Source organism: Rothia sp. HMSC066G07 (genome assembly GCF_001814485.1).
Classification (GTDB): Bacteria; Actinomycetota; Actinomycetes; order Actinomycetales; family Micrococcaceae; genus Rothia.
On the sequence record NZ_KV816920.1, the window covers coordinates 1 to 15,190 of the forward strand.

At 59.4% G+C, this 15,190-nt stretch carries 16 protein-coding genes; 7 read left to right on the plus strand and 9 right to left on the minus strand.

Annotated elements, in window-relative coordinates; genetic code table 11:
* Positions 1–112: 112 nt before the first annotated feature.
* Positions 113–325, minus strand: coding sequence for a TOBE domain-containing protein (locus HMPREF2971_RS00995; protein ID WP_005505155.1), 213 nt, complete (start codon positions 323–325; stop codon positions 113–115).
* A gap of 338 nt (positions 326–663) precedes the next feature.
* On the opposite strand from HMPREF2971_RS00995, the gene HMPREF2971_RS01000 reads away from it, so the two are divergent.
* Entirely contained in the window at positions 664–1,032 is a 369-nt protein-coding gene (locus HMPREF2971_RS01000; RefSeq protein WP_070680342.1) for a zinc ribbon domain-containing protein YjdM, read from the plus strand.
* A 158-nt stretch (positions 1,033–1,190) separates the two neighbouring features.
* On the opposite strand, the gene HMPREF2971_RS01005 is transcribed toward HMPREF2971_RS01000, so the two are convergent.
* From HMPREF2971_RS01005 to HMPREF2971_RS01015, 3 genes are all read right to left on the minus strand, one after another.
* Positions 1,191–1,448: a GlsB/YeaQ/YmgE family stress response membrane protein gene (locus tag HMPREF2971_RS01005; RefSeq protein ID WP_005505157.1), complete on the minus strand. Its 258-nt coding sequence runs from the start codon at positions 1,446–1,448 to the stop codon at positions 1,191–1,193.
* 166 nt (positions 1,449–1,614) lie between these two features.
* Entirely contained in the window at positions 1,615–2,007 is a 393-nt protein-coding gene (locus HMPREF2971_RS01010) for a DoxX family protein (protein ID WP_070690666.1), read from the minus strand.
* A gap of 468 nt (positions 2,008–2,475) precedes the next feature.
* Positions 2,476–3,240 carry an LppP/LprE family lipoprotein gene (locus HMPREF2971_RS01015; protein WP_070690669.1) on the minus strand — a complete coding sequence of 255 codons (765 nt, stop codon included), beginning with the start codon at positions 3,238–3,240 and terminating at the stop codon, positions 2,476–2,478.
* Positions 3,241–3,516: 276 nt separating this feature from the next.
* On the opposite strand from HMPREF2971_RS01015, the gene tpx reads away from it, so the two are divergent.
* Positions 3,517–4,017: a thiol peroxidase gene (tpx, locus tag HMPREF2971_RS01020; RefSeq protein ID WP_070690671.1), complete on the plus strand. Its 501-nt coding sequence runs from the start codon at positions 3,517–3,519 to the stop codon at positions 4,015–4,017.
* Between the two features lie 196 nt (positions 4,018–4,213).
* Here tpx and HMPREF2971_RS01025 read toward each other — a convergent pair whose 3' ends face one another.
* From HMPREF2971_RS01025 to HMPREF2971_RS01035, 3 genes are all read right to left on the minus strand, one after another.
* Positions 4,214–5,167, minus strand: a complete 954-nt coding sequence (locus tag HMPREF2971_RS01025; RefSeq protein ID WP_070690673.1) for an AzlC family ABC transporter permease — start codon at positions 5,165–5,167, stop codon at positions 4,214–4,216.
* Positions 5,168–5,178: 11 nt separating this feature from the next.
* Positions 5,179–5,514: a branched-chain amino acid transporter permease gene (locus tag HMPREF2971_RS01030; protein WP_070690676.1), complete on the minus strand. Its 336-nt coding sequence runs from the start codon at positions 5,512–5,514 to the stop codon at positions 5,179–5,181.
* A 457-nt stretch (positions 5,515–5,971) separates the two neighbouring features.
* The gene (locus HMPREF2971_RS01035; RefSeq protein ID WP_070690678.1) at positions 5,972–6,775 is read right to left on the minus strand and encodes an AzlC family ABC transporter permease; all 804 of its coding nucleotides are present in this window, start codon (positions 6,773–6,775) and stop codon (positions 5,972–5,974) included.
* Between the two features lie 222 nt (positions 6,776–6,997).
* On the opposite strand from HMPREF2971_RS01035, the gene HMPREF2971_RS01040 reads away from it, so the two are divergent.
* Both HMPREF2971_RS01040 and HMPREF2971_RS01045 read left to right on the plus strand, forming a co-directional pair.
* Positions 6,998–7,510 (plus strand): OsmC family protein, encoded by a 513-nt coding sequence (locus HMPREF2971_RS01040; protein WP_210398857.1) that lies wholly within the window; start codon positions 6,998–7,000, stop codon positions 7,508–7,510.
* A 309-nt stretch (positions 7,511–7,819) separates the two neighbouring features.
* Complete coding sequence (locus HMPREF2971_RS01045; protein ID WP_070690681.1) at positions 7,820–9,313, plus strand: amino acid permease; 1,494 nt, start codon at positions 7,820–7,822, stop codon at positions 9,311–9,313.
* A 151-nt stretch (positions 9,314–9,464) separates the two neighbouring features.
* Here HMPREF2971_RS01045 and HMPREF2971_RS01050 read toward each other — a convergent pair whose 3' ends face one another.
* Positions 9,465–11,057 (minus strand): hypothetical protein, encoded by a 1,593-nt coding sequence (locus HMPREF2971_RS01050; protein WP_070690684.1) that lies wholly within the window; start codon positions 11,055–11,057, stop codon positions 9,465–9,467.
* A 251-nt stretch (positions 11,058–11,308) separates the two neighbouring features.
* Between HMPREF2971_RS01050 and HMPREF2971_RS01055 the strand changes: the two genes are divergently transcribed.
* The 3 genes from HMPREF2971_RS01055 to HMPREF2971_RS01065 all read left to right on the plus strand — a co-directional run bounded on the left by HMPREF2971_RS01055 (position 11,309) and on the right by HMPREF2971_RS01065 (position 13,331).
* Positions 11,309–11,842: an NUDIX hydrolase gene (locus HMPREF2971_RS01055; RefSeq protein WP_210398865.1), complete on the plus strand. Its 534-nt coding sequence runs from the start codon at positions 11,309–11,311 to the stop codon at positions 11,840–11,842.
* A gap of 137 nt (positions 11,843–11,979) precedes the next feature.
* Positions 11,980–12,582: an LOG family protein gene (locus tag HMPREF2971_RS01060; protein ID WP_070599116.1), complete on the plus strand. Its 603-nt coding sequence runs from the start codon at positions 11,980–11,982 to the stop codon at positions 12,580–12,582.
* 26 nt (positions 12,583–12,608) lie between these two features.
* Positions 12,609–13,331, plus strand: coding sequence for a pyroglutamyl-peptidase I (locus HMPREF2971_RS01065; protein ID WP_070690687.1), 723 nt, complete (start codon positions 12,609–12,611; stop codon positions 13,329–13,331).
* 128 nt (positions 13,332–13,459) lie between these two features.
* Here HMPREF2971_RS01065 and pgi read toward each other — a convergent pair whose 3' ends face one another.
* On the minus strand, positions 13,460–15,136 hold the full coding sequence (gene pgi / locus HMPREF2971_RS01070) for a glucose-6-phosphate isomerase (RefSeq protein ID WP_049359040.1): 1,677 nt from the start codon (positions 15,134–15,136) through the stop codon (positions 13,460–13,462).
* Between the last annotated feature and the right edge of the window lie 54 nt (positions 15,137–15,190).

Genomic DNA, 15,190 nt, shown 5'->3' on the forward strand with positions numbered 1-15,190 from the left:
TCGTTGTCCAAGAAACGGGAGGCAGTTCAAAACCGTAGCGCGGGGCTCCGCTCTATTAACCCTCGCGCGCTACAACAGACAGCCGCCCGGGTGTAAGCCTTATCGACCGGGATTAGTGGTCAGCACCAACCATCACGTTGGACGCCTTAATGACTGCGTAAGCGGTCTCGCCAACCTTCAGGCCCAGTTCCTTAATGGACTCGTTGGTGATGGACGCAGAGATAACAACCTCGGGAGCAATCTCAATCTTAACGATGCCGTTGGTTGCACCCTCGGTGATTTCAACAACCTTGCCAGCGAACTGGTTACGTGCAGAAAGCTTCATGAAGCCGTGCCTTTCACTCAATAAACGTACAAATGCTCTAGATACTTTACACGCCTTATCTTCTGCATAATGAGCAAAAACCCGATTTTTCGTAAATATTACGCACAAACCATGCAAATTTTATTTTCGGCTTCACCCACACCCCGAACCCACCCCAAAAGACCAGCAAAAACCAGCCTCACACATGCGGTTCACACCCGCCAAATGGTATAGTCAGCACGAACGCGAGAACCCTCGCACCCTCCACCGTCGCACCCCACCCTCGCTGACGCGCGCCCACACGCCGCAGCCACATACCGCAGGGGAGCGGTGCATCCGCACAGATCTAAGAAGGAACCATGAGCGAAAACCTCAACGAAATCGAAGCACCCGCCTGCCCCGAATGCAACGAAAACTACACCTACGAAATGGGTGAACTCTGGGCATGCCCCATGTGCGGCCACGAATGGGAACGCACCGCAGCAGGCGAAACCGAAGAAGAAGCAGGTGCCAAGGTTCTCGACTCCGTCGGTAACGAGCTCGTCGACGGCGACTCCGTCACCATCGTCAAGGGTCTGAAGGTCAAGGGCGGCGCAGACATCAAGGCAGGCACCAAGGTGCGCGGCATCCGCCTGCTCGAATCCCCCGTCAACGGCCACGACATTGAGGCGAAGGTCCCCGGTGCAGGCCAGATGTACCTGAAGTCCTCCGTCGTGAAGAAGGCATAAGCCAAGGCGATATAAGCCAAGAAGACGTAAAACGCCTCCTGCGAGGCGCAGAAAAGGCGGCACCTCCTGCACTAGCTCACGCTAGGGGAGGTGCCGCCTTTGTGTATGAGGGGCTCATCTGAGAAAAGCTCAGCGCGCCCTCAATAGGTCGGAATGTTTTACTTCCTGCCGGTAAGGCCCAGGTAGACGGAAATAGTCAGCATTGCTGCGAAAATTGAAATAATCCAGCGGATCCAGTCAATGCCGCTGGTGTCCGCTACACCCAGCTGGGTCGCTGCCCAAGTGCCGATAGCCGCGCCGACAGCACCGCAGATAATGGTCCAAAGAATCGAAATGTTCTGACGGCCTCGCATGAAGAAACGTGCGATCGCGCCAATAATTGCGCCGGTAATAATGGTGCCGATAATAGTGCCCATTGTTCTCTCCAAAGGTTGTACACCTGCCGCTGTGACAGGTGGTGTGTTAGTTCCAGTGTAGGCAATACTGGTTACGGAAAGCTTAATAACGGGTATGTTAAGGTAAACGGCACCTCAATGTTTTACGTGTAAAACACTGAGGTGCCGTTCCTAACGGACGAAGCGACTACTTCGACTTACGCCAAATCTTCAGAGCGCTACAAATCAGCGGCAGCTGCAGGGGCAGGCGACCGTACGCAATAGCCTTACGCTGAGTGGACTGGTTACGTGCATCCAGAGCCATCTGAATGTTCGCGGGGAACACCGCAACAAACAGCAGAGCCGCAAGCAGACCACCAGTACGGCGGGTCTTATCATTAGCCAGCAGGGCAGCGGTGCCCAGCTCAGCTACACCCGAACCGTGAGTGTACGCGTGGGCAGGACCCGGCAGGTACTTCGGCACAATCGAATCGAAGGGATCCGGGATGATGAAGTGCAGCGCACCCATCACAGCGAGGGCACGAGCCATGCGAGTAGCCGAGCGCTCAGCGCTGTACTCTTTCTTCTTAAAAATACTCATGCTCCCATTATGCGCCCGTCAGAGGCGTATTCCTTGGCTCAGGGCACGCTGAACCGCTGCGTGTTTGACTGTCTAAAATGCGGACTTGGCACGTCAAACAGAAAACGTTGTTCAAAAGCAGGTAAGATAGGGAGCAACGGCACCACGTGCGGATGACACCCCGCCTGCCCTCACCTTCAGGTGAGTCGCCAGACGGAGTAAAACACCGGGTGCCAACCGGAACAATCAAAGGAGTACATCATGAAGAAGATTCTGTTCATCGCTATCCTGGCAGGCGCCGCATACTTCGGTTACAAGAAGTTCGTTGCCTAAATAGCTAGCCCTCGGGCACTCTACATATCCTTAAGCAACGGAAAACCCGCCGTCTCACATATGCACCATATGCGAGACGGCGGGTTTCTCGTACGCCCAACATCTTGGGCTTCAAACGCGTAGATTCGGAGGTAGCGAGCCTATGAGATGAACCGGCTATTCGCTCGGCGGAACCTCACCGGTCATCACAACCTTATTCTGCGAAGAGCTCCAGCTGAACTCAGCGGTCGTGCGGCCGCTCGCGCTGGCGGGGCTCTCATCGCCCTTCATATAACGGTAGGTCACGCTAATCGAGCTGTCGGAGGTGCGGGTAATCACCGGAGAGAACGAGTACGGCTCATAGGTTGCGGTACCAATGAATTTGCCGCGGTGGAACAGCAGAATGTGGTGCGCCATCGAAGAGATACAGCAATCAGACGGGGAAGAACCCGGAATCGCGTCAATCCACGACAGCTCAGCACAGGGGTCATAGCCCTCGTAAGTGCGCGAAACGTTCGTCCACTGATCCCACTTGCTCTTATTCTTCAGCTCGCGCAGCGCCTTAGACACCACGGTCGACGCAGAATCAGACGCGCAGGTGGAGTCCTTCTTCGACTCAGACTTGGAATCCGACTTCGACTCAGATGCGGTCGGCTCAGCATGAACCGTAATCGTCACCACCGACGGCACCGGAGCAGGCGACGAAGCACTCGGGGTAGCGCTCGCGGATGCACTCGGGCTCGCCGACGGGGTCGGGAACAGTGCCTGAGTGGAGGTCGCGCTCGCGGAGGCAGAAGCGCTACCAGAAGAAGACACCACGGTACCCGAAACAGCAGAATCAGTGCTTGCCGAGCAGGAAGTGACAACAAGAGCTAGAGCGGCGCCCAACGCAGGTAGAGCCAAAGCGGTACGGCCGGTGAAACGGCGGCGATTAGAAGACATGAATACTCCTGAAGATGCGCGGCAGCGCGCATCGGTGCTGGTCAAGAAGTGAATAGTGAACTCGTCCAGTATAGGGAAAAAGAGGCGGGCACGCGGTGCGTGCGGTCAGTGCCGTTCATTACCGTAGAGTCACAGACCAGGATTACCGCTAGACAGCCGCTACAGCAGGGCCAGAAGAAGTGAAGCAACGTAGCAGAAAATCAGCTATGCAGAAACTCTGCCCGCTAGTGCCTGTGTCCCCTTGCACACCCGCCCTATCCGGGGGACAATGAAGGCATGGCTGAAGTAACTCTACATAACGAACTCGTAATCCACACCAACGGTGACCTGCCCGCAGTCGGCGCAAAGCTGCCCGAATTCTCGGTTCTCGCGGCTGATCTCTCCGAGATTTCCTCCGCAGATTTCGCAGGTAAGAACCTGGTGCTGAACATCTTCCCCTCCGTCGACACCAGTGTTTGCGCAACCAGCGTCCGCACTTTCAACAAGCAGGCTGCAGGCCTGGAGAACACCGTCGTGCTGTGCGTCTCCAACGACCTGCCCTTCGCAATCGGCCGCTTCTGCGCAGCCGAGGGCATTGAAAACGTCGTCACCTCCTCCGCTTTCCGCTCCTCCTTCGGTGAGGACTTCGGCGTGAAGCTGATTGACGGCCCCCTGGCTGGTCTGCTGGCACGCTCCGTGGTCGTCGTGAACCCCGCCGGTGAGGTTGTCTACACCGAGCTGGTTCCCGAAACCACCAACGAGCCCAACTACGAAGCAGCCCTGGCAGCTATCAAGTAAGCTTGGTACGGGAGCTGGATACAATCCCGGCACCCGCACATACTTCCGTCAGGGACACCTGGCGGTACACAGCACAGCAGATACTGAACGTCTACAGCGCATGATCTAGGGTTCACCCACACATGCGGCTGGCGACAGCATAACGCCCCGCCCACCCGGTATTTCGGGTGGGCGGGGCGCTTTACTATATCCAGACTTAGTGTTCGGAGGCGCCGGGATGACCGGGAGCGTCGGCTTCGACAGGCTCCTCATCGGCGACCAGCATATGCTCCGGCAGGGTGCCGCGGCGCTTAGCCACCACAAAACGCGATACCAGCAGCAGAATGTACACCACCATCGAAATCAGTAGCATCGACTGCGGCGCCAACACCAAACCAACCACTGCAGATACACCTGCAATAGCTGCGGTGGTACGGTCCTTTGAGCTCTGATATGCATCGATGGCGAGCACCGCAAAGAGTGCCGTCATCACAAAATCCACGCCCTTGAGCTCACTCAAGAAACTTGCACCCAGCACATAGCCGAGCGTAGCGCTCGCTAGGACGCTCAGGTGCAGACCCGCATGAATCCACAGGATGCGGGAACCACGCAGCTTATGGCGGTCCGGGCCCGTATTCAGTGCATACGCCTCATCGATGAGGGTGTACACGGTGTAGAACTTCGCCAAGCCGCCACGCACCCGCTCAATCGGGTAGGACAGGCCGTACATGAGGTGGCGGGCATTAATGAGCAGAGTCATCACGGCGATAGAGAACAGTGACGCATGATTCGACATCATGTCAATCAGCACGAACTCTACCGAACCGGCAAACACCAGTACCGGCAGCAGGGGAGCCACCCAGAACGGCAGATGGTAGCTGTGGACAAGCACACCCAAACCAATACCGACAAAGAACAAACCCAGCATAATCACACCGGCAACGCGCATCGCCTCTGCGAAGCCGCTCTCTCGCGGTTGCTGAGAGCCTTGTGCATCGGGGGAGGTAGGCGCCTCCACCACGGGAATCATGCCGGTTAGCGGAAGGGCAGAAGCAATGACCTGTTCCACCTGCTCGGGAGAAGCCTGATGGGGCGCGGGTTGGCTCGCCTGCTGAGGCTCGGGCTGAGAAGAAACGGCGGGGGAAGAAGCAGAATTCTTAGAGATGCTCATCGTGACCCCCCCTAGAAAACCCAGTTAGCCAGCACAACGCAGGTGACGGTACCCGCCACCATGCTCAGCACCATATTTTTACGCCACAGGTGCACCCCCACGGTCACCACCAGGCCCGCCAGGTAAGGCGCCGCCGTAGCGAACGAGGAGTAATCAATCTTCGCCACCGCATAGATGGCAAGTAGCGCAACTGCGCCGAGCGGAATCCAGTGGCTGAGCGCATCCAAAAGTTCGGAGCCTGCCAGAGCCTTTTTCAGACCGAAGGGAAGCAGTCGCAACAGAAAAGTAATGCCAGCAGCAACGAACACCGCAGCAAGAATATATCCGGTGGTTACATCACTGTTCATGAGGTTTATCTCTTTCTGCACATACTCAGCGAAAGAACCCTGAAAGAGTGAAGGAACCCTGAACGAGGCACGCGGGTGAAGCCGCGAAAACATCCGCGAAAGAAAAGGGTAGGGAGAGCCCACTCATAGAGAAGGCGCTAAGTAGTGCGGTAGGTACGTGAGTTGATGAAAGCCGCGAATAGTGAGGCGGAGGGGTATTCCTTCCGGGCAGAGACTACATCTCTGCATGACCTCGGGTGGTGCCGCTCCCGGTGCGGTGTTACTCCGGGGCGGCACAGCGTTCTGCGTCGCTAGTTTCCTTAGCGGTGTCTTTCATCTGAGTCATGGGTACCTTCACCTCTGGGAGCCTCCGTGCAGGTTCGCACGTGGAGGCGTCTTTCGAATCCTAGAAATAGAAAGAGGGGAGAGCGGTGCTCTTCATCTATCCTAGCGGGTTTTGAGCACATATGTAACGTTCTTACCGTTGTGTGGAAGCGGGCGCATCAGCGGTAGTGGTGCCACTCTCAGCTGCTTCTCCATACACGGTACGATGCGGCAGGGTGCTGCGGCGCTTCGCTACCGGGAAGCGCACCAACAGTAGCACCACATACGAACCCAACGCCATCACCAGGAAAGAGGACGGCGCAAAAATTAGGGCTACCGTGGCAGAAATTGCCATAAATAGTACTGCCACACGATCCGGGTTGGCGCGGTAGCCGTCCATCGCAAGAACCGTGAAGATGGCTACCATCACGAAGTCCACGCCCTTCAGGCTGCTGAGGAAGCTTGCGCCCAGCACATACCCGAGGACTACGCTCAGAACCCACGACACGTAAATCAGCGCGTTCACCCACAGAATGCGCACCCCCGAACGCTCATTACGATCGGGACCGGAGTTAAGAGCAAACGCCTCATCGCAAAGAGTGTGAATCGTCAGAGCCTTAGCCCAGAAACCCTTCACATTGTGCAACGGGTATGAAAGACCGTACACCAGATGGCGCGCATTCACCAGGAACACCGTCAACGCAATCGACGCTAGGGGCGCGCCACCGCTGACCATACCCACCATCAAAAACTCCACCGAACCGGCAAAAACTAGGGCAGATAGCAGCGGCGCAGTCCAGATCGGCAGGCCGTGCGCGTTGAGGATAATACCCAAACCCAAACCCAGCACAGCGATACCGAGCATCACCACGGAAGAATCGGCAACAGCCAAGCGGAAATCACTCTGCGTGCTCGTACGCCCAGTGTCGGGACGCTCAGCGCCGGGGGTCTGTGCCATAAAAGAGTTCCTTGTGTATGTTGTGCTCTTCAAAAAATCTACTGTGTGCGTGAGGGACTTCGAAGCTCCGCCGCGGTTTTCCAGTGTATAGGAGCGCTTAGATGGCCGTCGAGAAAAAGAGTCCGGGAATAAAATATGAGAAACACGCTTATAGTGAATGACGCTAAACAACGCGGCGCTGAATAACCTAGTGACCGTGCAGACAACCCGAAAGGAACCTCAATGGCTGAACAGAACAACGCTGAGCAGAACAACACCGTGCAGACCGCAGAAGAGCAGAAGAAGGTGTACTCGCGCCAGCAGGAACGCCGCGAACTCGAAAACTACCGTCAGACCAAAATCGAGCGCATCGACCGCCTGCGCTACCGTGCCTACGGTGCCAACGGCGCAACCCTCGACTTCGGTGTGGGTGAGGGCCTGCTGACCCCCGTCGAGCTGCTACTCGCCGCTATTGCCGGTTGCTCCTCCGTGGATGTGGACGCGAGTACCTCCCGCCGCTCCACCCCGGAGGTGTTCGAGGTTCTCGCCTCGGCGCTGAAGCAGACCGAAGACGGCGCGGTGCGCCTCGACGACGTTGAGGTGGACTTCGATGTGCGATTCCCCGCCGATGAGCAGGGCGCCAAGGCGCAGAAGATGGTGGACCGTCTGATCCAGCTCAGCGAGCAGAAGGACTGCACCGTTTCCCGTACCGTGGAGCACCCCACGAACGTTTCTTTCCACAACCTGGCTGACTAAAGCCGGGCGAGCTGAATAGATCGGGTGAATTAGCCTGATAGGGAACCCTCCCGTACCGCTTGTGATGAAGCGGGTACGGGAGGGTTTTTCTGTGTTTTTGTGGTTTTGGGTGGAAAAGAGCCTCAAAAGCGAGTAGGATTGACCCTCAGATTAGGAAAACTTACGGTACGTAAGAAATCCTTAAGATTGAAGAATTTCTTGACCCAGGCACAAACCTTCGGCGGCACCACCCGCAGCAGGACTAGACTGGACACCAGACTAGACCGCTAGCAAACGCACGAAGCAATAGCCTCAGAAAGAAGACCTGACATGGCACAGCCTACAGAGACTTCCGGCGCTGCATCGGAAGCCACCCCCGCAGAGGGCGAACTGAAGCGAGGCCTCTCCGCCCGCCACATGCAGATGATCGCAATCGGCGGCGCAATCGGCACCGGCCTCTTCGTCGCCTCCGGTAAGACCATCTCCACCGCAGGCCCCGGCGGCGCAATCCTCGCCTACGCCCTCATCGGCATCATGGTGCTCTTCCTCATGCAATCCCTCGGCGAGATGGCAGCGCACCTGCCCGTCCCCGGCGCATTCCAGACCTACGCGGCACGCTACGTGTCCCCGTCCTTCGGCTTCGCCATGGGCTGGAACTACTGGTTCAACTGGGCGATTACCGTCGCCGCCGAACTCGTCGCCGTCGGCGAGGTGATGAGGTACTGGTTCCCGGACATCCCATCCTGGGTGTGGGCGGCAGGATTCCTCGTGCTGCTGACCGGCATCAACGCCCTCTCGGCACGCTCCTACGGTGAAAGCGAATTCTGGCTCGCCACCATCAAGGTCGTTACCGTGGTCGTCTTCCTCATCGCAGGTATCGCCATGATCTTCGGCATCCTGGGCGGTAGCTCCCCGGGCGTCTCCAACTGGACCGTCGGTGAGGCACCCTTCGTCGGCGGCGCACCCGCCGTACTCGCCATCTTCATGGTGGCAGGCTTCTCCTTCCAGGGCACCGAAATGATCGGTGTGGCTGCCGGCGAATCTGAGAACCCCCGCCGCGACGTGCCCCGCGCACTGACCAGCGTGTTCTGGCGCATCATGCTCTTCTACATCGGTGCGATGGTCGTCATCGGCTTCCTGATTCCTTACTCCGACCCGAACCTGCTCACCGCAGCGGACGGCAACATCAACATCTCCCCGTTCACCCTCATCTTCGAGCGTGCGGGCATCGCCTTCGCGGCAGCCGTCATGAACGCCGTGATCCTTTCCGCAGTGCTCTCTGCAGGTAACTCGGGCCTCTACGTTTCGGCTCGTATGCTCTTCGCGCTCGCCCAGGAGGGTAAGGCGCCGAAGATGTTCACCCGCATCAACTCCGGCGGCGTGCCCATGAACGCGCTGCTGGCTACCGCAGCTATCGGCGCGGTCGGCTTCATCGCCGCACTGCTCTCGCCGGATGGCGCGTACCTGTGGCTGGTGAACGTGTCCGGTCTGGCTGGCTTCATCACCTGGGTGGGTATCGCCGTGGCTCACTACCGTTTCCGCCGCGCATACCTGAAGCAGGGCAACAGCCTGAAGGACCTGCCCTACGTGGCGCCGTTCTTCCCCGCGGGCCCGATTATCGCCTTCCTCATGTGCCTGGTCGTAATTGGTGGCCAGAACTACGAGGCGTTCCTGAGCGGTGACTGGGCTGGCGTGCTCAGCTCCTACATTGGTCTGCCCGTGATTATCGCGGTCTGGCTGGTGCACCGCGTGGTCACTCGTGACCGCATCATTCCGCTGGAACAGATTGACGTGAGCGGCATCGAGGTTACGGCTTCGAAGTAACGCGAACGCCAGCTGATAACGCCTGCGTCAGCTGATTGAATGAGCTGATACGTGAAGAGCCGCCGGTTCCCCTAACTGAGGGGAGCCGGCGGCTCTTTGCTATCTGCAGTTTATTCCGCACGGGAGAGCTAGGCTGTATGCCCTGCAGCTCTTAGGAGTGGCGGCGCGAGCGCATAACGCTCAACCCCAGACCCGTGCAGATAGCAACAACGCCAATGCCAACAATCACACCAACGCTGGATGCACCGGTGTTCGCCAGAGTAGCCTTCTTGGGGCTGCTCTCCTGAGCCAGATGATCCTTAGCGGGGCTGTCCTTTGCCGGGCCGTCCTTTGACAGGGTGTCCTTAGCCGAGCGGGCGGCGGTCACCGGAGCCTCCTGAGCGGGCTTGCTCTGAGCTGGCTTGCTCTTGGGATGCGCTACGGTTGCGTCCTCCAGCTTGTCAGCGTTCGGGGTCTTATCGGCAACCGGTGCTTCCGGCAGTGCAGGAACGGTCGGTGCGTCAGTGGGGTTTACACCCACGGTTGCTTCGGGCAGGGGTGCTACGGTGGGTGCGTCGGTCGGGTTTACGCCGATGGTTGCCTCCGGCAGGGGCGCCACGGTCGGTGCGTCAGTGGGGTTCACGCCAACGGTTGCCTCAGGCAGGGGCGCCACGGTCGGCGCGTCAGTGGGGTTCACACCCACGGTTGCTTCGGGTAACGGTGCCACGGTGGGTGCGTCAGTGGGGTTCACTCCAACGGTTGCTTCCGGCAGGGGCGCTACGGTCGGTGCGTCGGTCGGGTTTACGCCAATGGTTGCTTCGGGCAGGGGTGCCACGGTGGGCGCATCGGTCGGGTTCACTCCGACGGTTGCCTCGGGCAGGGGCGCCACAGTCGGGGCGTAGGTCGGAACCGCAGACACCACGGGCTCCTGCGCGAAAAGCTCAAGAGGCTTCTGGGCATCAAACGAACCGTACTCGGCACCCTCAACGCCAGCAGCCATGGTGCCCGCAATGTACTTGTGGGAGGTATTCAGCGTTGCCGCAACATCCGCCGGAACCTTCACCTCCGTCTCAAAGACACCGTTGTGAATCTGCGAAGCAGGTACCGTCACCTGAGCCACGAAACGCATACCCTGCTGGGGAAAACGGCCGGGAACCCACACGTTTGTATCAGACACCACCACACGCACACCGTGCGGGGTCGCCTCACCCGTGTAGCCGGTACCGCGCACCTTCAACACGGTCTCACCCTTGGTGTTCAGACGCGGGGAATCCACGTGCAGAACCGGTGCGGCGCTATCCTTCACAACGTTCATGCGCAGAACCTGACCGCCCCCGTAACCATCAACGATGATATTAGCGACGAAGCTGTAGTTCTTCGCCGGGTCAATCAGGCTACCAGGAACGTAATGGGTCGCAGTCGCCGTGCCGTCCTTGAACGGGCCGTCAACGCGCACCGTCTGAATCGGGTTCAGAAACGGGAAACCCCTATGGTTTGCCTCATGCAAAGCCGGGGCGAAAGCGGTAGTTTTCGCGGGCAGTTTCGATGCCTTGAACGTAATCTTGTTCAGACGCAGAGCGGTCTTCAACTCACGGGTGTTGGTCTCAACCTTGTAGTTGTAGACCGTAATAACCGGCGGGTTATCCGGATTCGGAGTATTTGCTGCCGCAACAGAAGGCAGAGCGCCCAGGCTCAAGGAGGCGGCAAGAAGAACAGAAGCGCCGGCGCTACCGTAGCGGCGGGAACGAGAAGAGTTAGCCATCATGAAGTTCCTTCTACATGGGTGATTGAGTGATCCGCACTCTTCCTGTATCGCGCCAAGTCGAGTGCGTATACGGTACCGCGACACCGCGGTTAATTACACCGTAACACGCACCTAAACGCATGAACCGGACATAAGATAACTCGCCGAAATATTACGTAAAACCAACGCCTGCAGGGCGCACAATAGGGCGGATGAATAAGACAAACATGCACAGCGCCTGCTGGAGGATACGGAAATGCTAGGGTAGAAAGATGCCCACGCAGAAGAACCCGCAGATCCGAGTAGAATCAGCCCAGCCCGCCCCGTCCGCCGAACCCAACGCTACTGAGCACAGCGCCATCGACAGCACGCACCGCGTCGTAAACGTGTGCGCTGTAGCAATCCGCAACTGGGACGGGCTCGTACTCACCGTGCGCAAACGGGGCAGTGACGGGTTCATGATGCCCGGCGGCAAACCCGAACCGGGGGAGACCCCGCTGCAGACTGCCTGCCGCGAAGTGAGCGAAGAAATCGGGCTCACCCCCGACCCCGACCGGATGCACCATCTCGGACTGCTAGAGGCCGCCGCACTGAACGAGGCAGGCTTTACGGTGCGCGCCGAAACCTACGAATACGCACCCACCGACGAACAACACGAGCTATTGGCTTCGCTGGTGCCGCAGGCAGAAATCGCTGAGTTGCGCTGGGTCAACCCCGCCATGAGCAGCCCCTCCGATAGCGCCGCGCAGGCACCTCTCAATACCGAGCAGATCTTCCCGCTGCTGGCACGCACCCCGCTACCGTAACCACCGCGCCCATGCCCCCCTGAACTGGCGGGCGGCACACATGAGGTACACAGGTACATCCGGTACCCTCAACAACAGACAACCCATAGAGGGCGGGGCGCAACGCCGCGCACCCGCTGCACAACCCAAGGAGAACCATGAAGAAGACTGACTACAACCTCGCCGTCTACTGCGGCGCACGCTCCGGCAACGACCCGCTCTTCACCGAGCGCGCCCGCGAGCTCGGCACCCTCTGCGCTCGGAACAATATTGGCGTGGTCTACGGCGGCGGCCGCACCGGCCTGATGGGCACCGTCGCGGGCGCGACCCTGGATGCCGGCGGCGTGGTCTACGGCGTGGTCACCCACAAGCTGGTCGGTCTGGAGGGCGTCTACCCCGGCCAGACCACCCTCGACATCGTGGACACCATGCACCAGCGCAAAATCGCCATGATTGAGAAGGCCGACGCTTTCGTCGCCATGCCCGGCGGCCCCGGCACCCTGGAAGAGTTCTTCGAGGTGTTCAGCTGGCAGTTCCTCGACATCCACTCCAAGCCGGTTGCGCTGCTGAACGTGAGCGGCTACTGGGATAAGCTCATCGACGCGATGCACTACATGGCCTCCACCGGCCTGCTGAACGAGCGCTACCTGGACGAACTCATTATCGCGACCACTCCCGAGGAGCTGCTGGATGCGCTCGCCAAGGACCTAGAGCGCCGCGCCGCCGAAAAGAACGCCGCCGAAAAGAACACTGCCGAATAAAACCAACGCAGAAAACGAGAACGACTATGGCAACCACCCCCAATCAGGCACGCACCCTGCTGCTGACCTACTTCGGCCCGTTCCCCGGCGTGCCGGTGAACCCTACCGTAGCGCTCGCCGAAGGTGCTCAGCGTCTGCTGACCCGGATGCGCCCGGATTTGAATGTCATCACCCGCGAGCTGCCCGTCAGCTACGACGGATCCAGCGCCGCACTGCGCGCCGCCCTGCAGGAGGTGCAGCCCGATGCGCTCATCAGCTTGGGCGTGGCGGTCGGCCGCGACGTGGTGAGCCTCGAGCAGGTCGCCATCAATCTGGACTCCGCGGGCATTGAGGATAACGACGGCGACCGACGCTGCGACGAGCCGATTGTTCCGGACGGCCGGGAGGCGTACTTCTCCTCCCTGCCGGTGCGCGCCAGCTTTGAGCGTCTGCGTGCGGCGGGGGAACCCGTCGAGATCTCGTACACCGCCGGAACCTACGTGTGTAACCACGTGTTCTACGAGGGCCAGCGCATCAGCCGCGAACTGGGTCTGAGTATCCCCGCCGGATTCGTGCACGTGCCCGCAATCTGTGCTGATGGTGAAGAGGATGCCGACGGTGAAGAGGCGACCGAGGGCGTTGAGATGACCGCCCACCGCGACGCCGGTGGCGTGGTTCGCGACGAGCAGGGCGTGCCGTACCTGCCCGAGTCCACCGTGGTGCGCATTATCGCCGAGATTGCCTCCGACACCCTGCCCGCGGTGGACTAGCAACACGGTATTGAGCTAGAACCTACATAACAAAACCGCCGGATAGCCTCCCGACGTGGGAGCCTATCCGGCGGTTTGTGCATCCTACGCCCGCAGGTTATAAAACCCTCGGGGATAGGTTCGAACTACTACTTGGTGCGGTTCTTCAGGTAGTAGTCAATCAGCGAGGCGGTCGAAGAATCCTGACGCTCCAGAACCTCGCGGTCACCCTCAATAGCGGGAACCAGGTCCAGGGCCAGCTTCTTGCCCAGCTCAACACCCCACTGGTCGAAGGAATCGATGCCCCACACAACACCCTGAACGAAGGTGATGTGCTCGTACAGGGCAATCAGGGAGCCCAGAACGCGCGGGGTCAGGCGCGGTGCCATGATGGAGGTGGAGGGGCGGTTGCCGCTGAAGATACGTGCGTTGACCACGTGCTCCGCGGTGCCCTCTGCGCGAACCTCTTCCTCGGTCTTGCCGAACGCCAGAGCCTGAGACTGTGCGAAGAAGTTAGCCAGGAACAGCTCGTGAACGTCCTGCTCGCCGTCCTTGGTCGGGTGGACCGGGTTGGCGAAGGCCAGGAAGTCCGCGGGAATCAGGCGGGTGCCCTGGTGAATCAGCTGGTAGAAGGCGTGCTGGCCGTTGGTGCCGGGCTCGCCCCAGAACACTTCACCGGTTGCGTAGTTGACGAAGGAGCCGTCTGCGCGAACGGACTTGCCGTTGGACTCCATGGTCAGCTGCTGCAGGTATGCGGGGAAGCGGTGCAGGTACTGGTCGTAGGGCAGAACCGCGTGGGTCTCCGCGCCGAGGAAGTTTACGTTCCAGATGTTCAGCAGACCCATCAGAACGGGCACGTTCTGCGCCAGGGGAGCGGTGCGGAAGTGCTCATCCATTGCGTGGAAGCCAGCGAGGAATTCAGCGAAAACCTTCGGGCCGAAAACAATAGCCAGGGAGGTGCCGATTGCGGAGTCTACGGAGTAGCGGCCGCCAACCCAGTCCCAGAAGCCGAAGGCGTTCTCGGGGTCAATGCCGAATGCTGCAACCTTGTCGAGTGCGGTGGAGACAGCCACGAAGTGCTTAGCCACAGCTTCGGATGCTTCCTTACCTTCCAGCGCGCCAGCCTCACGCAGGGAGGAGAGCAGCCACTCGCGTGCCACGCGTGCGTTGGTCAGGGTCTCGAGGGTGCCGAAGGTCTTGGATGCGACGATGAACAGGGTGGTCTCGGGGTCCAGGTCGGAGACCTTCTCAGCCACATCGGTCGGGTCAATGTTGGAGATGAAACGTGCGGTGATACCTGCATCTGCGTAGGGCTTGAGAGCCTCGTACACCATGACCGGGCCCAGGTCAGAGCCACCGATACCGATGTTTACGACGGTCTCGATGCGCTTGCCGGTGATGCCGGTCCACTCGCCGTTGCGCACGCGCTCAGCGAATGCGTAAATCTTCTTCAGCACGGCGTGAACGTCTGCGTCTACGTCCTGGCCGTCAACGATCAGTGCCGGGGTGTAACCCTCGGGGCGGCGCAGCGCGGTGTGCAGTACGGCGCGGTCCTCGGTGACGTTAATGTGCTCACCGGAGAACATTGCCTCGCGAGCCTGCTCCAGCTTGACCTCTTCAGCGAGCTTGAGCAGCAGCTCAACGGTTTCGGAGGTAATCAGGTTCTTGGACAGGTCGACGTGCAGTTCGTCGGCGGTGAAGCTGAACTTCTGCGCGCGTTCCGGGTCAGCGGCAAACCATTCGCTCAGGTTCGGAGTGAGGGACTTGTGATGAGCAGACAGAGCGGACCATGCGGAGGTGGTCGTAGGGTCAATAGAAGTAGTCATGGTTCCATTCTCTTATTTTCGGGTGCCTCTGTCATCTCTTTCGAAGGTGATATG

Coding starts and splice junctions, on each gene's coding strand:
- HMPREF2971_RS00995 (WP_005505155.1), bottom strand. CDS start 325: ATGAAGCTTTCTGCACGTAACCAGTTCGCTGGCAAGGTTGTTGAAATC.
- HMPREF2971_RS01000 (WP_070680342.1), top strand. CDS start 664: ATGAGCGAAAACCTCAACGAAATCGAAGCACCCGCCTGCCCCGAATGC.
- HMPREF2971_RS01005 (WP_005505157.1), bottom strand. CDS start 1,448: ATGGGCACTATTATCGGCACCATTATTACCGGCGCAATTATTGGCGCG.
- HMPREF2971_RS01010 (WP_070690666.1), bottom strand. CDS start 2,007: ATGAGTATTTTTAAGAAGAAAGAGTACAGCGCTGAGCGCTCGGCTACT.
- HMPREF2971_RS01015 (WP_070690669.1), bottom strand. CDS start 3,240: ATGTCTTCTAATCGCCGCCGTTTCACCGGCCGTACCGCTTTGGCTCTA.
- tpx (WP_070690671.1), top strand. CDS start 3,517: ATGGCTGAAGTAACTCTACATAACGAACTCGTAATCCACACCAACGGT.
- HMPREF2971_RS01025 (WP_070690673.1), bottom strand. CDS start 5,167: ATGAGCATCTCTAAGAATTCTGCTTCTTCCCCCGCCGTTTCTTCTCAG.
- HMPREF2971_RS01030 (WP_070690676.1), bottom strand. CDS start 5,514: ATGAACAGTGATGTAACCACCGGATATATTCTTGCTGCGGTGTTCGTT.
- HMPREF2971_RS01035 (WP_070690678.1), bottom strand. CDS start 6,775: ATGGCACAGACCCCCGGCGCTGAGCGTCCCGACACTGGGCGTACGAGC.
- HMPREF2971_RS01040 (WP_210398857.1), top strand. CDS start 6,998: ATGGCTGAACAGAACAACGCTGAGCAGAACAACACCGTGCAGACCGCA.
- HMPREF2971_RS01045 (WP_070690681.1), top strand. CDS start 7,820: ATGGCACAGCCTACAGAGACTTCCGGCGCTGCATCGGAAGCCACCCCC.
- HMPREF2971_RS01050 (WP_070690684.1), bottom strand. CDS start 11,057: ATGATGGCTAACTCTTCTCGTTCCCGCCGCTACGGTAGCGCCGGCGCT.
- HMPREF2971_RS01055 (WP_210398865.1), top strand. CDS start 11,309: ATGCCCACGCAGAAGAACCCGCAGATCCGAGTAGAATCAGCCCAGCCC.
- HMPREF2971_RS01060 (WP_070599116.1), top strand. CDS start 11,980: ATGAAGAAGACTGACTACAACCTCGCCGTCTACTGCGGCGCACGCTCC.
- HMPREF2971_RS01065 (WP_070690687.1), top strand. CDS start 12,609: ATGGCAACCACCCCCAATCAGGCACGCACCCTGCTGCTGACCTACTTC.
- pgi (WP_049359040.1), bottom strand. CDS start 15,136: ATGACTACTTCTATTGACCCTACGACCACCTCCGCATGGTCCGCTCTG.